We start from the raw sequence: 19,261 nt of genomic DNA, 5'->3' as shown, positions 1-19,261 counted from the left end.
GGAAAGTTTGAAAATGTAAGAGGAGGGATATAAATGCCACATTTATTGATTAGAGGGGTTTCAGTTGTACAAGTTAAAAAGATTAGTACCACACTTGTACAAGAATTGGCGGATTTATGTGTTTGTGGAACGGACAATTTTACTCTAGAAGTTCTCCATTCTACCTATGTATCTGATGGCATTGAAGTACCAGGATATCCATTTATTGAAGTAAAGTGGTTTGAACGTGGGGAGGAAATTAGAAATCAATTTGCTGCTATTGTCACCACACATATTCAAGTACTTGGAATTCCCGAGGTAGAGGTTGCGTTTAGTTCATTTTTGGAATCTGCGTATTATTTGAATGGTAAGAGTTTTGCTACTTTTTAAAGGCTATAAATATATAGCATTACCATTTGGACAAAAATTGATATTGAAGGGAGGCTCATCTATATGAGCAATCGCTTTGCGGAACGAACGAAGATGTTTAAGTCTTCTCCTATTCGTGAAATAGCCGGTCTAATTCAAAAAAAAGGAAGTGAGGTCATTTCGTTTGCTGGAGGAAATCCATATGAACCTTATTTTCCTTCAGCAGCTATCAAAAAAGCATTTGATAAAGTTTTTGAATCTGGGAACAGAAGTTTGCAATATGGAATGACTCCGGGGTTTATGCCTTTAAGAGAGCTTATAAGTCAGCGTGTATTAAATAAAGGAATACAAACAAATCCAGAAAATATCCTATTAACAACTGGAGCTCAACAAGCGATTGATTTATTCAGCCGTATTATGATATCGCCAGGTGATGTCGTCCTCACTGAAAATCCCACGTTTTTTGCGGCTGTACAATCATTTGAATCGTATGAAGCGAATGTAGTTGGAGTAAATGGTGATGAAGATGGAATGTATCTTGATGAGTTGGAATCGAAAGTAATTCAATACCAACCGAAATTTATCTATGTTGTCCCAACATTTTCAAATCCAGAGGGTAGAGTGTGGAGTAAAGAACGCCGTAAAGCATTATTGGAACTCGCTTATAAATATAATACGCTCATTTTAGAAGATGATCCGTATGGAGATATTCAATTCAATGAGGATGATCAGTTTATCCCTATTGCAGCCATGGATGATCAGAAATCACATGTTGTATATACAGGCACTTTTTCAAAGACAGTGGTTCCTTCTTTGCGTATAGGTTGGGTGACAGGACCTGAAGATGTCCTAAAATATTTATCGCAAATTAAAGAGGCAGCAGATCTTATGTCTAGCCCACTTAACCAACAAGCACTGTATTACTTAATGAAAGATATGGACCTAGACGCACATATCCGTATGTTGAGAAAAAATTACAATCATCATATGAACACGATGCAAGACTATTTAAAAACATTAGATGCTAATTTTGTAAATTGGGTTGAACCAAAAGGCGGAATGTTTATCTGGGTTAAAGTCCATGAGAGTATAAACACACTAGACTTATTATCAGAGGTACTAGAACATGGTGTCGCATATGTACCAGGAAGTCCATTCTATGTTGAAAATCCGCAGCAAAATACGTTACGCCTTAATTTTACCCATTCAAGCCCAGAACAAATTAGTCTAGGTATGGAACGATTAGTATCTGTATTTAAGAAATCCGTTATGCAAGTAAATAGAGAATAGGTTTTTGATAGAGTGGTATAGAAATGTGGTAGTAATTATGTAGAGGGAGTGAGTAAATGAAAATTATTGTAATAGGAACGGGAATTGTAGGTGCAAGTGCCGCCTATCACTTGGCCAAAAATAATCTAGATGTCATCATGATTGACAAAAAACAAGAAGGTAAGGCAACTTCTGCAGGAGCGGGGATTGTCTGTCCCTGGTTGAAAGAGATAGAAAACGAAACTTGGTATAGCCTTGCTAAGAACAGTTTTGGTTTCTACCAAACGTTAATCTCTACCTTGCAAGAAGAAGGCGAAGATGAAGTTGGCTATAAAAAAGTAGGGGCATTATGTGTATCCTCGGACCCTATTAAGTTGGATGAAATTGAAGAGAGAGTGAAAAACAAACGGGTTGATGCACCTGAAATAGGTGATATTCTTCGTCTCAATGGAGAACAGGCTCGAGAGTTCTTTCCACCACTTAATAAAGACTTGGAAGGCTTATATGTTTCAGGAGGGGCACGAGTCGATGGAGCTTTACTACGAGATGCTCTAAAACGTGCTGCGCAACGTAACGGTGCTGAGTTTGTCGAAGGTGAAGCAGAACTAGTCCATGAGAACAGGAAGGTCATAGGTGTTACCGTAGATAATAAAACGATTTTTGCAGATCGAGTCCTTATTACTACAGGTGCATGGGCTCCGAAATTATTGGAGCCATTTGGTATCCATTTAAACGTTAAACCACAACGTGGTCAGATTGGGCACATAAAATTACTTGGAAAGGATACTTCTGATTGGCCAATTATTATACCACAGTCCACTCATTATATTGTCCCATTTGACGCTGGTAAGATCGTAGCAGGGGCGACAAGAGAAACAGAATCAGGTTTTGATTATCGATTGACTGCCGGTGGGGTGAATGAGGTACTTACCGAAGCTCTGGAAGTTGCGCCTGGTCTAGAAGATGGAACTTTGGAAGAGGTTCGAATCGGATTTCGACCAATGGGACCAGATATTTTACCAATACTAGGAACAGTAGATACTCTCGAAGGAGTTTTACTTGCTACTGGATTAGGGGCATCCGGGCTTACTATGGGTCCGTATGTTGGTCGTTTGGCAGCTTCGATGATTCAGGATGAAGAGATTGAACTGGATCTTACACCATGTCGCCCTGGTCGTGCGATTGAGATGAAAAGATATGTTTGAGAGAAAAGCAGGCAAAGTCACCCGGTAGGTACATCGTACCAAAAAACAAAAATCCTCACAGTGTTGAAGTGACCCCCTTAAGTTGGACTAAACATCCAACTTAGGGGGTTTTTAGTTTTTAATAGTTTGTTATTTTTTCAACGTGATTAACGTAAAAATCATGCATGAATCTGTTTATTCACGTCTTGTGCTGGTTTTACTTTTACCTTAGATGGAGCGGATTCAATAAGTAAGAATGAAACTAATAATATACATAATCCTGCACCGGCACTAATGAATAACGGTGCCTGAAGACCTAATTTGTCCGCTGCTATACCTGTAATAATTGGACTTAAGAACCCGCCAAAAAATTCTCCTAATCCTGTAACAATCCCAATCGCAGCACCTGCTAGTTTAAATGAAACAGACTCAGCAGGAATGGTAGACATGAAAATTGAACCCAAGCTGAAGCCTGCTGGTAAAAAGAAAACGACAAGCATAAGTGCTGGTAAAGCCGTTAAATTTGCGATTAAAAGTGGCATCGCAATGATGAGCAAAGAGAATAATGCAATCACTGGTTTACGTCCAAAACGGTCAGAAAGAGCAGGAATGACCATACCGAAAATTGCGTAACCAAGACCAAATGAAGCCATTATGATACTCATTGTACTTGGCGTAAATCCTCTAAATCCAACCAAGAAGGACGGTGTGTAAATTTGAAATGCCATTAAGGATGTCATGTATAAACTGAATAGAATAACGCCAATCCAAATATTACGTGTTTTAAGTACTTGTTTAAAACTAACTTTTTCCTGCGCTTGCGTCGCTGTGTTCTGATAATCTGGTTTGTTTTTCATTGTCTTAAGGATGAAGATGGCTAACACAATCCCAGGGATAATCGTTAAATAAAATGCCATATGCCAGTCAAAGCGTTCCGCCAATGCAACAACGATGATCGGTGCTAACAAACCTCCTAGAATGGCATTACTCGTGTTCATTGTGATCCCCGTGTTAAATCCTCGACGTTTTTCCGAAGATTCAATCGCCATAACTGACTGTGCAATTGGAATGATTGGTCCTTCTGCAATCCCCATCATCAAACGTAAAAAGAACAGCATCCCGACTGTTGCAATAAAACCATGTAATAAAGAAACTGTTGAAAATAAAAGAACGATAACTGCTAATAGGAGCTTTTGATTTTTGACTTTGTCAGATAAATATCCTCCAAGAGGACTCGCAACCGACCATGTTAATGCGAGTGCTCCACTTGCGATCCCAATTTCTGTATTCGAAATTGCAAAGTCTCCTTGCATAAATGGGTATAAATAGTTAATCGCGAGTCTATCAAAAAATACAAACCCAATTGCAAAGAAGAAGATAACCGTTAATTGATTCTCGTAACTCCAAAACTTTCTTTTTTCCATTTTGAATAACACATCCTTTTTTTATGTTCTTAAAACCGAAGAGACAAGGAACAAAAAATAGGTTATTTGATGTGTTATCAACTCCCTTAAAAGTTATTTTAAGGGCATCTATTAAGTTTCTTTGAAGTCGTTTACACTTTAAGGTTTGGTTGTTAGGACTAATATACCAAAGAATCTGAATAATATGAAACTTATTTTTTAAAATAAGCGATTAAATTTTCGACAAAAGTTCCGTTGTATAACTGAAATGGGTCAACTTTTATCCAAAAGGCTAAGGCAAAAGAACATTTCAAAAAAATATTTTGCTTTTTATTAAATAATGTAAATGTGATTTATTTAAAAGTGTTTTAATCTATTAAATTTCCTTAATTGTCTTTCGAGAGTGCATGGTTCTTGAAAAAACTACCTTTTTGCGTGAGAAAGGGAGAGTTGATAAAAATATATCCAAATAATAACGATATAATTCTAGTATTCTTTTTATTGGGAATTATTAAAAAATTAGTTTGACTTTGGTATAACAATATTATAATGTTTAAATATCAACATGAGAGTTGGCAGAAGGCGGGGCATTTATTTTATAGAAAGCGATTACAAATAGGAGTTTCCGCTTATTTTGTGGGTAGACTCTCCTATCCTTTAAGGGTTGGTTGTGTTGGTAGATTTACGGTAAATAATCATTGTTTTCAATTTTTTTGAAGAACAATTTAAATGGTGGGAGGCTCATTATGGCACATAAAGAAAATAAGTCAGGCGTTGTTCGTACTGTTCTTGGATTGGTACCAGCTGATGAATTAGGTGTTGTACTCATCCATGAATCACTTCTTTCAGTGGTACCAGGTGCAGAATTCGCGCCAGAAATTAAAATGGACAAAAGTGAAATTTTTGAAACGATAAAAAGTAAACTAATCGAGTTTCGCCGACTAGGTGGTAAAACCATCGTTGATCGAAGTGGCATGTTCCACGGTCGTGATATAAAGCTCTATGAAACTCTTTCTAAATCAACTGGGGTACATATTATTGCTTCAACAGGCTTAGGTCCTGAACCAATGTTAAGTGGATACTTTGTTACACCACAAAAGAATCCACCAACTCCTTGGTCTGCTGAACAATTTTCTGGTTTGTTTACAAAAGAAGTGACAGAAGGGATTGTTGTGCCACGTGTTGAACGTTCAAGTTCGGCTGGCTTAGTGACTTCCATCGCTAGTCAAACTGGGATTACGGAAAAAGAAACGAATCTATTCCGCGGCTCAGCACAAACAGCTCTTGTAACAGGAGTTCCCGTATCCGTGCAATATGGTGCAGATGCTGTAAAGGAATTAGAAATTCTATTAGATGAAGGAGTTTCTTCCAGCCGTGTCATTATCGGAGGACTTGACCGTCTAGATGCGGTTGAACAGAGAGAAGCATTCGCTGTTGCCAGCCGTGGAGCTTACGTTGCGTTAGACCATGTTGGTTGGTCCTCGGAAGAAGGGTTTATTAACGATACAAGACGGGCGGAGTTAATCCTAGAATTGTTCGAAGAAGGTTATGGAGACCGTGTCCTTATTTCAACGAATGCGGTTGGAGTTGCCAAGGGCCATCTGGCGAAAGATCATTCATATGAATACTTATTATTTACATTTCTACCAATCTTGCAAAAAGCAGGTGCGACAAAAGAACAAATTCGCACTTTGTTAGAAGAAAATCCACAACGTGTACTTACGGTCCACGCTCCAGTGAATACAGAAAAAGAAGCAATTGTCCAAACAAAGCAAAACTAAGGGTGAGGAGTGAATCAGTTAATGGGGAAGGTTAATACAGTTTTAGGTACAATCCCGACAGAAGATTTAGGGATCGTCGCCATGCATGAGCATATTGGATTTGGTCTACCAGGCTGTGACTTAGATACTCAATGGTGGAAAGCGCCTGAGGAAGCATTTGAAGTGACTGTTCAGAAGCTACGTCGCTTTCGTGAACATGGTGGTAAAACATTTGTCGACTGCACAGGGATTGGGAATGGGCGTGACCTTGAATATTTCCAAGTCCTTTCACGAAAAACGGGCGTACATATTGTTGCAGTTACCGGCTTTGTAGCGGGGGACTCCGCTTTACCATATTTTCGTAACAAATCCATCGAGTATCTAACGGATTTGTTCATTCATGAAGTAACAGTTGGTATTGATGGTACGAGCGCAAAGGCAGGCGCTATCAAAGTAGGTGTAAGCCGAGGCGGTAAATTAAGCGAACTTGATAAACGAATTTATCGTGCAGCAGCTCGAGCAGCATTAAAAACGGGTGTTCCGATTATTACACATTTATGCGTAGATGCTGAAACCGCAATCGCCATTTTTAATGAAGAAGGCTTACCTCTTGATCGCGTCCTAATGGGGCATGCAGATGATGGCGGTTACCTTGATGAAGACCGCGATAGTTTGATTGCAGAGCTTGGTGGCTGGGTTGGCTTCGATACAATCGGCTATGACAGTGAGATGGAAGGTGCCCCCTATTGGTCACGTCCTCGAAAAGAACGTGTTGAACATTTCCTTCGTTTCCTAGGAAAAGGTTTTGTAGGTAGGGCTCTCATTTCAGCTGATGCAAACTGCTGTGCTCTTGGATGGCCAGGATTGAAAGGACATTCAGTCAACTATCTGTTTGAAGAATTTTTACCGGACCTTCGTAAAGCGGGTGTAGGTGAAGAAGTATTTGAACAGCTTCTAGTCCATAATCCTGCAAAAATTTTAACGATGCAAGATCCTCGTTAATCAAGAAAAGAAAGTTTTTAATAGTTTCAGCAACAGTTTTTTCTACAAATGAATGTAATCCATAAATGGTTTTTACTAGATTAGCGGAGGTTACTGAAAATGAGTATTAAAGGCATGGCCTATATTGTCGGGGCATTCGAGCATCCGACACGCAAGGCACCTGATAAATCTGTTGCAGCTTTACACGCTGAATGTGCAAAAGGAGCATTAGAGGATGCAGGACTTTCATTTGCAGATGTGGATGGCTACTTTTGTGCGGGGGACGCCCCTGGTGGCGCCTTGTCTATGGCTGAATATTTAGGACTTAATGTACGCCATATAGATTCTACAGAAATAGGCGGGTCATCCTATATTGCTCATGTTTCCCATGCTGCCGAGGCCATCGCTGCAGGTAAATGCAATGTTGCATTGATTACGATGGCAGGGCGTCCACGTTCAGAAGGCAGAAGTGGTGTGAAGCAAAAAGTGGTCGGTGCAAATGTTCCAGATGCGCCGTTTGAACTCCCTTATGGACCAACAGCCGTGAACGAATACGCAATGGCGGCGATGCGACACATGTATGAATACGGAACGACGAGTGAACAGTTAGCATGGGTTAAGGTCGCTGCGTCACATCATGCCCAATATAATCCAAATGCAATGCTTCGAGATGTCGTATCTGTTGCGGATGTTCTCGAATCACCGATGATTGCCGATCCCTTACACCGATTAGACTGCTGTGTTGTTAGTGATGGTGGTGGTGCTTTAGTTGTCGTGAAGCCCGAAATTGCGAAAAGTTTAAAACGTCCTCTTATTCGCGTAATGGGCAGTGGTGAGTCACCTAAAGGGTTAAATGGAGGCAAAGTAGATCTTACCTATTCTGGCGCAGTATGGTCTGGACCAAAAGCGTTCGAGGAGGCAGGTATTACACCTGGAGATATCAAGTATGCATCCATTTATGACAGCTTTACCATTACGGTGTTGATGCAGCTTGAGGATTTAGGTTTCTGTAAAAAAGGCGAAGGTGGTAAGTTTGTTGCTGATGGAAACCTAATTTCAGGAGTCGGCAAGCTTCCGATTAATACCGACGGAGGCGGATTGAATAACAATCATCCAGCGGGTAGAGGCGGAATCGTGAAAGTGTTAGAGGCTGTACGTCAGCTACGAAGTGAAGCACATCCAAAAGTTCAGGTGGGAAATTGTGATATTGCATTAGTTCATGGCACTGGTGGCGGACTTGCAAGTCGTCACGGTAGTGCAACACTTATCTTAGAGAGGGTGTAGATGATGGCGACGATGTATCAATCTAGAACAATGGCGATTCCTGAGATTCAACCGGAACTTAACGAATTTTGGGATGCCACTTCAGAAGGAAAACTCTTAATTAAACTTTGTGACGAATGCAAGGAATATCATTTTTATCCACGTTTAGTATGTCCTTATTGTCAAAGTGAAAAAACAACCTGGAAAGAAGCGAAAGGGACTGGAACCATTTATACATACAGTGTCATGCGCAGAGGTGTTCCGTATGCTATCGGCTTCGTTGAACTGGATGAAGGTCCAAGAGTTATGACCAATTTTGTGGATTGCGACTTAGATTCACTTCAGATTAATCAACGGGTAAAAGTTGTGTTCAAACAAAGTGGAGACGACGCTCATCCAGGACCATTTGTTCCATGTTTTACTCCTGTTTAAAAACCTAACAATCTAGTAAAAATTTATATTACTAAAAAAACGTAAGGGGAGAGAATGAACATGATAATTAATAAGAATGTACGTATTCCCATGCGTGATGGTGTACATATTGCAGCGGATATTTACCTTCCGGATGGTGTAGAAAAAGTACCTGCGTTACTTGCTCTTAGCCCATATGGAAAAGAACTTCAGGCACAAGCGTTGACATTACCTCCTCAAGCACGTCCAAGTCATCTATGGAATGGCGCAATCGAGGCAGGAGATATCCGAGTTGTTGTTGAAAATGGTTATGCACATATTATCGCTGACGTTCGTGGTACTGGTCACTCTGAAGGTGAAATGTGTGGGAACTACAATTCTGGTGGTCATGGTGACGGAAAAGATATATATGACATTGTAGAATGGATGGCCGAGCAAGATTGGTGTGATGGCAATGTTGGGATGATTGGTATTTCCTATTTTGCGTCTGTTCAAATTTTAGGTGCAGCCGAAAAGCCACCACACTTAAAGGCCATATTTGTCAATGGTGGCCACTTCGATCTCTATGAGCTTTGCTATCACGGTGGAATTATGTGGTTAATGCCACGCGCATCTCGTGAAGGACGCGGAGGTGACAGTGGAAATGCGTTCAATCATGTATCGAGTAAGAGCTCAAAAGTATATTCACCAGAAGAGCTACAGCGCATGACCGAAGAGCGCTTAAAGGATCCAGATATTGCACACTGGTCGGATTTTGTTCACCTTTTACATTACCAAGACCGACATGAGTTGTGGATGGATTATTTATTAAATCCATTGGATGGTCCATTCTGGCAAAAAGATAGCGCAATTGATGTGGCCCATAAAGTAGATATACCTGTTTACTTCCAAGCAAAATGGGGACGCGGCTGGAATGTGGAGGGAACAATCGAATGCTTCCACCGTGTACAAGGCGTGAAAAAGCTAGACATTCAAGCACTTCCACCAATGTTAGAAAGACCATTCCATGAATGTCATGACGAAATGTTCCGATGGTACGATTATTGGTTAAAAGGAATTGATACAGGTATCATGGACGAACCAACTGTCCAATTCTCAGTAGAAGGTTCTTATAAATGGCGCAAAGAGAAACAATGGCCATTACCAAATATAGAACATAAAGATTTCTACTTGCGTCCTCGTCATAAAATTAGTGAGAAACGCGAACCATTAACATCTGAGTATGCACATCCTGATGGTTTCTATCAAGCACCTTTAACGGTAACAACAAAATCACAAAATCTGAAATGGTCAACGGATAAATTCCGTGAAGCGGTCGAAATGACTGGTACAGGTGCATTATATCTTTTTGCAGAAATTGATACGGACGATACGAACTTTATTGCGAAGCTTTATGATGTTGACCCAAATGGTAAACGTACCCTAATGACATCAGGTTATTTAAAGGCATCTCATCGCGAATTAGATGAAGACAAATCAACATACGGTGAACCGTGGCATCCACATACTCGAGCAATTCCTGTACCACCGGGTGAAATTATTGAGTATGCGATTCGTCTATATCCATTCTCATTTTTAATTAAGCCAGGACATCGAGTGGAATTGGAGCTTGCATGTAACGAACCACTTGATGGAGAGGATGCAAAATTATTACCACCTGATAGCTACCACTTACCGAGTGGACGTGCAACCATGCATAAAATCTATCGGGATGCAGATCATCCATCACGACTTGTTTTACCAGTAATCCCTAAAAATTTTGACATTACGAATCAATAAAAATACTGATTTCAGGGGTGGGAAAATGGTAAAAATTATTCCAATTGAATGTAAATTTGGTCCCATTGCCGCTTTTGCCTATTATATTGATGCCCCAGAACCTGCCTTAGTTGATACGGGCGTCGCTTCATCGGCTGTTCATGCGATTGAACCAGCGTTAGCAGAACATGGAGTGAAGATGGAAGATATCCGGTGGATTCTTTTAACCCATGGACATGTAGATCATCTAGGTGGAGCAAGGGCGGTTTGGGAAAAGACAGGCCAGCGGGCAGAAGTGGTTATTCCGAAAAAGGATGCTGACCTCCTGCGCAATCGTACTACACATATAACAGATTACAAACAGCTTCAAGGTAAATATGTTGATCAAGAATTGCATGAAAAGCATATCTCGATGATGTTGAATGATATTGGCGAAGATTTGGAACCCACACTTGAAGTGGTTGATGGCGATAAAATTTCTCTAGGTGGGAACGTATCGATTACTGTAGTTGAAACACCAGGGCATTCACTCGGTTCCGTTACCTATGTTCTAGATGGACTTGATTGTGCTTTTGCTGCGGATGCAGTCCAAATGTTCGGTGGGGAACGAAGTGGGATTCCTACTATCGAAAATCCAGTGCTTTATCGAAAAAGTGTACAGCATCTTCTTCATGTGGTTCGTCCTAAGCGTTTGTATTTAGGGCATCCGTTCAGAAATAAAAAAAGCGAGGTTGTCAGTGCGCAACTTGAAGGAGAGGCAGTTACCATTGCGCTACATGAAAGCCTCGAAATGGATGCGAAGTTAGCAGAAATCGTAAAGCGTCATCTATTGGAAAATAAAAAGAAACCTACAAATAGTGATGGGTTATATGGACCATTCGGGTCAATTGCGGAGGAAATTGGGTATACCGGTGACCCACGAAATCTGCCATGTGCGTTTTTTGTGACGATGATTGGCTATCAGAAAGAACTAACTGAGAACTAGAAAGGGGGAAATTCTAAATGATCCAGAAAAAGTTTGACACTTTTAAGCAAGCGGTTGCCGATATCCATGATGGAGCAACCTTGCTTGTTGGGGGATTTGGTGGAAGTGGACTTCCATCACAGCTCATCGCAGCACTTGTTGAACAGGGCGCAAAAAATCTTACGGTTGTGTCTAATAATATTGGAGCCGTTAGTGACGGGGTTGCAGCACTCATCAGTAATAATCAAGTGAAAAAGATTATATGCTCCTTCCCAGTAGGTCCACATGCGGATGACCTCATTAAACGCCTTGAAAAAGGAGAAATCGAGTTAGAAATCGCTCCACAGGGTACCTTGGCTGAGCGAATCCGTGCAGGTGGAGCTGGTATCCCAGCCTTCTACACTGCAACAGCAGTGAACACTGAACTAGGTGAAGGTAAACCAACACAGGATTTTGATGGCCGTTTGTATGTAATGGAGCGTGCGATAAAAGGCGATTTTGCCTTTATTAAAGGTGACAAAGCAGACCGTTGGGGTAACCTGATTTACCGTAAAACACAACGTAACTTTAACCCAGTAATGGCAACAGCAGCAAAAATCACGATCGCTGAAGTGAACGAAATTGTAGAAGTAGGCGAAATCGATCCGGAAGCAATTGTAACTCCGAGTGTTTTTGTCCATCGCTTAGTCCAAGTTGAATCGCAACATGAGGGGAGGGTACTAGTGAATGAGTAATGATAAAAAAGTCGGATGGTCGATGCCAGAACTGGCTGCTCGCGTAGCTCTGGACCTTGAAGATGGTTGGTTTGTAAACCTGGGGATTGGATTACCTACTTTAGTAGCGGATTATATTCCAGAAGGTCGTGAAATCATTTTACACAGTGAGAATGGGCTTCTTGGATTAGGACCGAAACCTTTACCTGGCGAAGAAGATATGGATCTTGTAAATGCAGGTAAGGAACCTATTACTCTTATGCCAGGTGGTTCGTATTTTTCACAAGCAGATTCATTTGCCATGATTCGTGGTGGCCATCTTGATGCAGCTGTTCTTGGTGCCTTCCAAGTTTCCCAATATGGGGATCTCGCAAGTTGGAAACTTCCAAAAGATCCACTTGGTCGTGTTGGGGGAGCAATGGACTTAACCGTTGGTAGTAAGCGAGTTTTCCTTTTTATGCAGCATACGACAAATAAAGGTGAGCCAAAAATTGTAGAGGATTGTACGTATCCACTTACAGCGATCAATTGTGTGAATCGTATTTATACAAATCTAGCAATCATTGATGTGACGGAGCAGGGACTTGTCGTAAAAGAACTGGCGCCTGACGTAACTTTTGAATATGTTCAAAAAAATACCGCAGCACCACTCAAACTGTCAGAGTCCTATCAAGAAGAAACTACTATTCTAGGAGTACAAGAATGAGAAAAGTAATGAAAAGAAACGTAATTGATCGGAATTCACCCATTCCACTATACAAACAGATTAAAGAAATCCTAATTGATGAGCTACAGGATAGTGAGGTTGGAAGTCCTTTTATTACAGAGGGAGAACTTGTTCGCCGATTTCATGTGAGTCGGGCTCCAGTACGTCAAGCGTTAAAAGAGCTTGCAGATGAGGGGTATGTCTATCGAGAACGTTCTAAAGGAACTTTTCCTGTTCAAGAATTACCGGTTCATCCACCAAATTTACAATTAGGAGGTTTGGTTAGCTACCTTCGTCAGCAAGGTGCGGATGTTCGTTCAAAAATTTTAGGAATTGACAGAGTGGTACCGACTGAAGATTTATGCGAAATCCTCCGTCTAAATGGAGATGAGAAAGTTTTACGAGTCTCACGTTTGATCCTTTTAGACAAGCGACCTCTTGCTTGGACACAAACCTATTTGGATGTTCCAGAAGATTTTAATCCAACGATTCGGGAACTCAAACAAGTGGAAAGTGTTTTCGAATTACTCGAAAGTGAGCTAGGTATCTCAATCTCTCGCGGTGATCATCAAATTTATGCATCCGCAGCGAAAGAAGAAGCGGCCAAAATCTTAGGGTTTGACACTGGAGATCCTGTTCTAGTAATGGAAACGAAATTATACACCCGAAATAATCAACTTGTTGGCTGGAGGAAAGCTGTAAATATAGCTGACGACTACAAGTTTTCTTTTACAGTGAATCGTTAAAAAATGGCTATAAATTAAGTGTTGCCAATAGACATCATTGCTTTTATTTTCTATTAATCTATTGGCACATTTTCACTTACTACAAACTCAACAGAAACGATGTTGTTACTAAACGAAAAATTTAACCGCTTACATAATGAATTTGTAATGATACTCGTAACTCAATTTATATTTCCATCAAGATAGCGGTGTCTTTTCGTTTATCGCATAAAACTTTTTAGTGGAAAAATTATTCGGAAATAGGAGGGAATTTATATGAAATCAAAATCTGAATTACGAGTAGTCATTATTGGAGGCGGTATCGGTGGTGCAGCGGCTGCAGTTGCCTTACAAAAAGAAGGAATTCGTGCCGATGTATATGAGCAAGCACCAGAGCTAAAAGAGGTTGGTGCCGGTATCGGATTACGCCCACCAACAATCAATTATTTCAAAGAATGGGGAGCATATGAGGATCTTGAAAAAGTAACAACACATAGTGACTATATGGAAATTTTAACTGGTGCAGGTGAAACACATAGTAAGGAAAGATGGCCAGCGATGTCAGAAAATCAAAATGAACGATATACACGATTCGTTCATCGTGCGGACCTTTTAGATACATTAATTGCCCAATTACCGTCTGAACAGGTTCATTTGAGACATCGTTGTTCATCGATTATTCACCATGAGGATCATGTTGAAGTTCATTTCGAAAATGGTCATTCTGTTGAAGCAGACTTAGTCATTGGTGCAGATGGGATCCGTTCGGTTGTTCGAGATAAAATTTTTGGTGAAAGTAAGCCTGTTTATTCTGGCTATCATGCCTATCGTCTACTAGTCAGTGAAGAACAAACCTTTGGTTGGGTTTCAAAAGATAATAACCTTCGGATTGCGATTGAAGGCGATGTCCAAGTTTATTTCTTGCCTTTACAGCTTCGTAAACAAGTATCCCTTGATATAACGGCACCATCAACAGATTCTAGTCCAAAACCTGTTGTAACAAAACAACAAATACTAGATTCGGTAAAGAATTTTAGTCCAGCAATGATTCAAATTGTGGAAAACCTAACTCTCGAAGATTTCACGTGTCGTGCGTTATATGATATTGAGCCACTTGAACGCTGGAGTACAAATTGTGTAACACTAATTGGGGATGCAGCACATGCGATGCTTCACAATATTGGGCAAGGTGCAAATGCTGCACTACAAGATGCAGGTGCATTAGCTGTCGCCATTCGTGAATCAGAAACGATTCCGGAAGCATTGCAAAAATATGAGGCTCAAAGAAAGCCGCTTACAACGATTTATCAACAGTTATCTCGCGTATTCCCGAAACTAGAAATGGAAAGCGTGTTAACAGAGAAAGATTACTATTAAACCAATTTGGTTGAGAGGTTGATTGGAACGCGGCCTCTCAACACGATTAGAATCTAGAATGTTAGAAATAAGGAGGCTTATACGATGCCGGTACATCCAGAGATTAAAAAAGTGTTAGATTCAATACCTGTTTCTAATGAGAAACATAAAATCATTCCAGAGGAGCATCGAAAGATTTTTGATGCACCCATATTGCCAATTGAAAAACGTGTCCAAGTATATGAAGTTGAAGATCGGACAATACCAACTCCCGAAGCAGACATTTCCGTTAGGATATATACACCTCGTGAATGGGATTCATTACCAATTTTAATGTATTTCCATGGAGGCGCCTTTTTCTCGGGAAGTATTGAGAGTCATGATGAAGTTGTGCGACCGATTTGTATGGAATCTGGTTATAAAGTCATATCTGTTGGGTATCGCCTTGCGCCTGAGCATCCGTTTCCTGCTGGATTAGAAGATTGCTATCAAGTTACGAAATGGGCAACCGAGCATCAGGAAGAATTGAAATGGGATGGGAAAAACCTTGCTATTGCTGGCGATAGCTCGGGTGGCAACTTAGTTGCGGCTGTTTCATATCTTGCACGTGATAAAAAGGAATTTACAATTACAAAGCAAGTATTATTTTATCCATCATTAGATCTTGATTTCAGTGAATTCCGTTATCCATCCTTGATTGAAAACGGCAGGGGCTATTTCGTTGAAAGTGATAGTTTAGCAGAACATAACTCCTTTTATTTAGTCGGTGGGGTAGATACAGATAATCCGCTTGTTTCACCCATTCGAGAAGAAAATTTAGAAAACCTCCCTTCTGCATTTGTGATCACAGCCGAATACGATCCATTCCGTGACGAAGGTGAGCTATTTGCAGCCAATCTAAAAAAATGTGGAGTGGCTGTTGAATTAAAAAGATATGAAGGCGTAACCCACGGCTTCCTAGGTAAGTTTACACATCTGGATGAATATAAGGGTGTTTATAAGCGAACAGGTGAATTTCTAAAATCAAATTTACGATAAGACAAGGGGTTGTTCCTTGTCTTTTTTCATTTCAAAGGTTAAAGGAAATCAGACAGTTTTAAAAAGGTATGATATCCTATAGAGCATAAGAATGGGAAAATAAGGAGTGTTTATGTTTTGACACAACAGGATTTCACGCAAGGGTCAATCCGAAGGCAATTAATTTCCTTTGCAGGTCCGATCATGTTATCCAATCTGCTTCAAGTATCCTATCAATTCATCGATAGTTTGTGGGTTGGGAATTTACTAGGAGCGAATGCTCTCGGAGCGGTTACGATTTCATCGACAGTTGTCGTCACGGTATTGGCGTTCATTATTGGAATTAACAACGCCACATTGACGATTCTATCCCAACAAAAAGGGATGCATGATGAAGCAGGATTAAAAAGATATGTAAATGCATTTATAGTCTTATTATCTACTCTTTCTATTTTGGTGGGTTTGTTTGGTTACTTTTTTGCAGAGCCGCTATTACTCTTTTTGAATACACCAGCGGAGATGTTGGATGAGGCAAAAGCCTATTTAGAAATAAATTTTATTGGTATTTTGTTTATCATGGGATATAACTTTATCGGCACTGTGCTTAGGGCATTGGGGGATAGTAAAACTCCATTGCGATTTGTGTTTATAGCCGTTGTGTTGAATGCCATTTTAGACCCATTATTCATTTCTATTTTTAAGTGGGGAATTCACGGAGCTGCATGGGCAACTGTGTTAGCGCAAGGAATTTCATTTTTATTGGCATTAGCATATACATTTCGACGCCAGCTTGTTCCATATTCAATCCCGTATTTACCAAGCAAAGAGGACGTTTGGTTAATTTTAAAATTAGGAATTCCTGCCGGGCTACAAATGATGGTAATTTTCGCAGGGGTTACGGCAATTTTATCGGTGGTCAATTCATTCGATGGCGCTGTGGTAGCGGGCTTTGGTGTTTCACAACGAATTGATAGTTTAATAACCATTCCTGCGATGGCACTAGGCACGGCTGTAAATAGTATGGCAGGTCAAAATATTGGAGCTAATCAATGGGAGCGGGTTCAACAGATTGCGGTGTACGGCACCATTTTTAACGTAATCATCATGCTGTCAATTGCATCCATTGTATTTTTGTTCGCAGAAGGATTTACGAAAATGTTTATTCAGGAAAAAGAAGCGGTCACCTTTGGTACAGATTATTTAAAAATTATTGCGTTCTTTTATCCGTTCATTGGCATTAATTTTATCTTGAATGGAATTGTAAGAGGAGCGGGTGCCATGTATCAAGTATTGGTCCTGAATATCCTATCTTTTTGGCTTCTTCGTTATCCACTTACCTACTTCTGCTCAAGTCTTATCGGACAGAACGGAATTGCATTAGGAATTGGAATTAGTTTTATCATCAGCAGCATCTTTGCCTTTTCTTATTTTAAATGGGGAGGATGGCAGAAAAAGGACTTGTTTCGTTCAGAAACGAGTTTGGAACAGTAAACAATGCTCATTCGTTTTTATGGGCATTGTTTTTTATTTTGCCAAATTGGACAACTTTCTGTCGAAATTCATGGTTATTTTGCGAGGCTTATCAACATAAGAATAGCTTGAAAGGGCAAAAGTTATTTTCCTATGTTACTAAAGGGGGTGTAGAGCGTGTGGATCATTCCAGAGTATGAAGTGATTAATACCGCTGCGGAGGTAACGATGTATTCCTACATCCGCGATTAAGTATTCACAATTAAGATGAATAGAAGGGATGGAAGCAAAATTCGAATCAGGGTCTTAGGAGTAGCAGCGGGTGGAGGTTTTCCACAATGGAATTGTGCATGTCCCAATTGCTGCGGTGTTCGAGCTGGGGATGCTGCGTTAAAACCGATGTTACAATCTTCCCTTGCCATAACTGCAAATGAAAAGGACTGGTATCTTATCAATGCAGGCCCGGATGTAAGCAGACAGATTGAAACCTTTGCTGCCCTTCATGCGGGTCCTGGAATTAGAGAAACACCACTTGCTGGTGTGATTTTAACCGATGCGGAGCTTGATCACTCAATCGGTTTATTGTCGTTAAGGGAAGGTTCCCATTTAACGATTTATGGTACGGAAACAGTGAGAATATGTTTGCACACTTCTTTTCCGGTCATCCCCATGTTGAAAAACTATTGTTCGTGGGAGTGGCAGTCACTTACTCCGGATGGTAAGGAACAACTTGGTGATGGTGTCCTCATTGAAACAATTCCTGTTTCTACGAAGCCACCACTTTATGTCCAGTCAAATCATGATGGTCATGAAGAGATTTGGGAGGTTGGTTTACTTTTACAAAATGAAAGTTCAGGAAAATGTGTGGCTTATTTTCCGACATTGGATACGATGACCCCGGAAATTAAGTCTGCTTTACATAAAGCAGATATTTTATTAGTAGACGGCACGTTTTGGTCTGAGGATGAATTGGTTTCATTAGGAGCGACGAAGCGAAATGCAAGAGATATGGGGCACCTCCCAATTTGTGGTCCGTCAGGCATAATTGAGAACTTAGCATCTTTTTCAGCAGAACGGAAAATTTTAACCCATATAAACAATAGTAATCCGATCCTGAAAAAAGGTTCAAAGGAAGCAGAAATCTTAAAACAGCATGGTATTGAGATTGCCTATGAAGGTATGGAATTGGAGGTTTAAGTATGCCAAAAGGAGGGTTAGCAAGAGTATCTCATGAAGCTGGAAAACCATGGTCTCGTGAGGAATTTAAAGAAAGATTAATAGATGTCGGGCGTTCATCCTATCATGACAAACACCCCTTTCATGTGGCAATGCATGAAGGAACATTAAGTCGACAGCAAATCCAGGGTTGGGTAGCCAATCGGTATTACTATCAAAAGTCGGTCCCAATCAAGGATGCGGTTATCTTATCCAAACTTCCGACAAGAGAGTTCAGACGAGAATGGATTCAGCGCATTATCGACCATGACGGGAATGATCAACAAGAGGGCGGAATTGAGGCATGGCTAAGGCTCGGGGAAGTTGTCGGGCTATCGCGCGAAGAGGTATTAAGTGAAGAACATGTAGTACCAGCTGTTCGTTTTTCAGTAGATGCTTATGTGAACTTCGCGAAGGAAAAACCGTGGCTCGAGGCTGTTGCTTCTTCGTTGACGGAACTGTTCTCCCCGATATTGATTTCGGAGCGGATTAAAATCCTTGAACGGCTGTATCCGTGGATTGACCATTCCGGACTCGGGTATTTTAGAAATCGATTAACACAAGCACCGCGTGATACGAAATTTGCTTTACATGTCGTACTGGACCATTGCGAAACAATAAAGGAACAACAGCTTGCCGTGGAGGCATTACAGTTTAAATGTGATGTACTTTGGGCACAGCTTGATGCGATTGAAAAAGCTTTCCTTAATTAAGTTCG

General features: G+C 40.6%; 18 protein-coding genes. 17 read left to right on the top strand and 1 reads right to left on the bottom strand.

Annotation, left to right across the window (positions count from 1 at the left end; translation table 11 throughout):
- Positions 1–33: 33 nt before the first annotated feature.
- From ABC371_RS23405 to ABC371_RS23395, 3 genes are all read left to right on the top strand, one after another.
- Positions 34–369: a DUF1904 family protein gene (locus ABC371_RS23405; protein WP_412899012.1), complete on the top strand. Its 336-nt coding sequence runs from the start codon at positions 34–36 to the stop codon at positions 367–369.
- A 63-nt stretch (positions 370–432) separates the two neighbouring features.
- Positions 433–1,638: an aminotransferase-like domain-containing protein gene (locus ABC371_RS23400; protein ID WP_412899011.1), complete on the top strand. Its 1,206-nt coding sequence runs from the start codon at positions 433–435 to the stop codon at positions 1,636–1,638.
- 56 nt (positions 1,639–1,694) lie between these two features.
- Positions 1,695–2,822, top strand: a complete 1,128-nt coding sequence (locus ABC371_RS23395) for an NAD(P)/FAD-dependent oxidoreductase (protein WP_412899010.1) — start codon at positions 1,695–1,697, stop codon at positions 2,820–2,822.
- A gap of 158 nt (positions 2,823–2,980) precedes the next feature.
- Here the strand turns inward: ABC371_RS23395 and ABC371_RS23390 are convergent, their stop codons facing one another.
- Positions 2,981–4,225, bottom strand: coding sequence for an MFS transporter (locus tag ABC371_RS23390; protein ID WP_412899009.1), 1,245 nt, complete (start codon positions 4,223–4,225; stop codon positions 2,981–2,983).
- A 725-nt stretch (positions 4,226–4,950) separates the two neighbouring features.
- Between ABC371_RS23390 and ABC371_RS23385 the strand changes: the two genes are divergently transcribed.
- From ABC371_RS23385 to pqqC, 14 genes are all read left to right on the top strand, one after another.
- Positions 4,951–5,985, top strand: a complete 1,035-nt coding sequence (locus ABC371_RS23385) for a phosphotriesterase family protein (RefSeq protein ID WP_412899008.1) — start codon at positions 4,951–4,953, stop codon at positions 5,983–5,985.
- A 21-nt stretch (positions 5,986–6,006) separates the two neighbouring features.
- Positions 6,007–6,966: a phosphotriesterase family protein gene (locus tag ABC371_RS23380; RefSeq protein WP_412899007.1), complete on the top strand. Its 960-nt coding sequence runs from the start codon at positions 6,007–6,009 to the stop codon at positions 6,964–6,966.
- Between the two features lie 99 nt (positions 6,967–7,065).
- Complete coding sequence (locus ABC371_RS23375) at positions 7,066–8,229, top strand: thiolase domain-containing protein (RefSeq protein WP_412899006.1); 1,164 nt, start codon at positions 7,066–7,068, stop codon at positions 8,227–8,229.
- Complete coding sequence (locus ABC371_RS23370; RefSeq protein WP_412899005.1) at positions 8,230–8,640, top strand: Zn-ribbon domain-containing OB-fold protein; 411 nt, start codon at positions 8,230–8,232, stop codon at positions 8,638–8,640. It abuts the gene before it with no gap.
- A 60-nt stretch (positions 8,641–8,700) separates the two neighbouring features.
- Entirely contained in the window at positions 8,701–10,398 is a 1,698-nt protein-coding gene (locus ABC371_RS23365) for a CocE/NonD family hydrolase (protein ID WP_412899004.1), read from the top strand.
- Positions 10,399–10,423: 25 nt separating this feature from the next.
- Positions 10,424–11,362 (top strand): MBL fold metallo-hydrolase, encoded by a 939-nt coding sequence (locus tag ABC371_RS23360; RefSeq protein WP_412899003.1) that lies wholly within the window; start codon positions 10,424–10,426, stop codon positions 11,360–11,362.
- A gap of 20 nt (positions 11,363–11,382) precedes the next feature.
- Positions 11,383–12,075: a CoA transferase subunit A gene (locus tag ABC371_RS23355; protein ID WP_412899431.1), complete on the top strand. Its 693-nt coding sequence runs from the start codon at positions 11,383–11,385 to the stop codon at positions 12,073–12,075.
- Complete coding sequence (locus ABC371_RS23350) at positions 12,068–12,760, top strand: 3-oxoacid CoA-transferase subunit B (protein ID WP_412899002.1); 693 nt, start codon at positions 12,068–12,070, stop codon at positions 12,758–12,760. The genes ABC371_RS23355 and ABC371_RS23350 overlap by 8 nt, the downstream gene beginning before the upstream one ends.
- A complete protein-coding gene (locus ABC371_RS23345; protein WP_412899001.1) occupies positions 12,757–13,506 on the top strand; it encodes a GntR family transcriptional regulator in 750 nt (249 codons plus the stop codon). Before ABC371_RS23350 ends, ABC371_RS23345 begins: the two co-directional genes overlap by 4 nt.
- A gap of 255 nt (positions 13,507–13,761) precedes the next feature.
- A complete protein-coding gene (locus ABC371_RS23340; RefSeq protein ID WP_412899000.1) occupies positions 13,762–14,862 on the top strand; it encodes an FAD-dependent oxidoreductase in 1,101 nt (366 codons plus the stop codon).
- A gap of 84 nt (positions 14,863–14,946) precedes the next feature.
- A complete protein-coding gene (locus ABC371_RS23335) occupies positions 14,947–15,879 on the top strand; it encodes an alpha/beta hydrolase (protein ID WP_412898999.1) in 933 nt (310 codons plus the stop codon).
- Positions 15,880–15,996: 117 nt separating this feature from the next.
- Positions 15,997–17,349 carry an MATE family efflux transporter gene (locus ABC371_RS23330; protein WP_412898998.1) on the top strand — a complete coding sequence of 451 codons (1,353 nt, stop codon included), beginning with the start codon at positions 15,997–15,999 and terminating at the stop codon, positions 17,347–17,349.
- 246 nt (positions 17,350–17,595) lie between these two features.
- Positions 17,596–18,525 (top strand): pyrroloquinoline quinone biosynthesis protein PqqB, encoded by a 930-nt coding sequence (gene pqqB, locus ABC371_RS23325; RefSeq protein WP_412898997.1) that lies wholly within the window; start codon positions 17,596–17,598, stop codon positions 18,523–18,525.
- Positions 18,526–18,527: 2 nt separating this feature from the next.
- Complete coding sequence (pqqC, locus tag ABC371_RS23320; protein ID WP_412898996.1) at positions 18,528–19,256, top strand: pyrroloquinoline-quinone synthase PqqC; 729 nt, start codon at positions 18,528–18,530, stop codon at positions 19,254–19,256.
- The last annotated feature ends 5 nt before the right edge of the window (positions 19,257–19,261 follow it).

It is taken from the genome of Bacillus jepli (assembly GCF_047238305.1).
In the GTDB taxonomy this organism is placed as follows: Bacteria; Bacillota; Bacilli; order Bacillales; family Bacillaceae_L; genus Ferdinandcohnia.
Note: the sequence above shows the minus strand (reverse complement) of the source record. Positions and strands in the feature narration are given on the sequence as shown.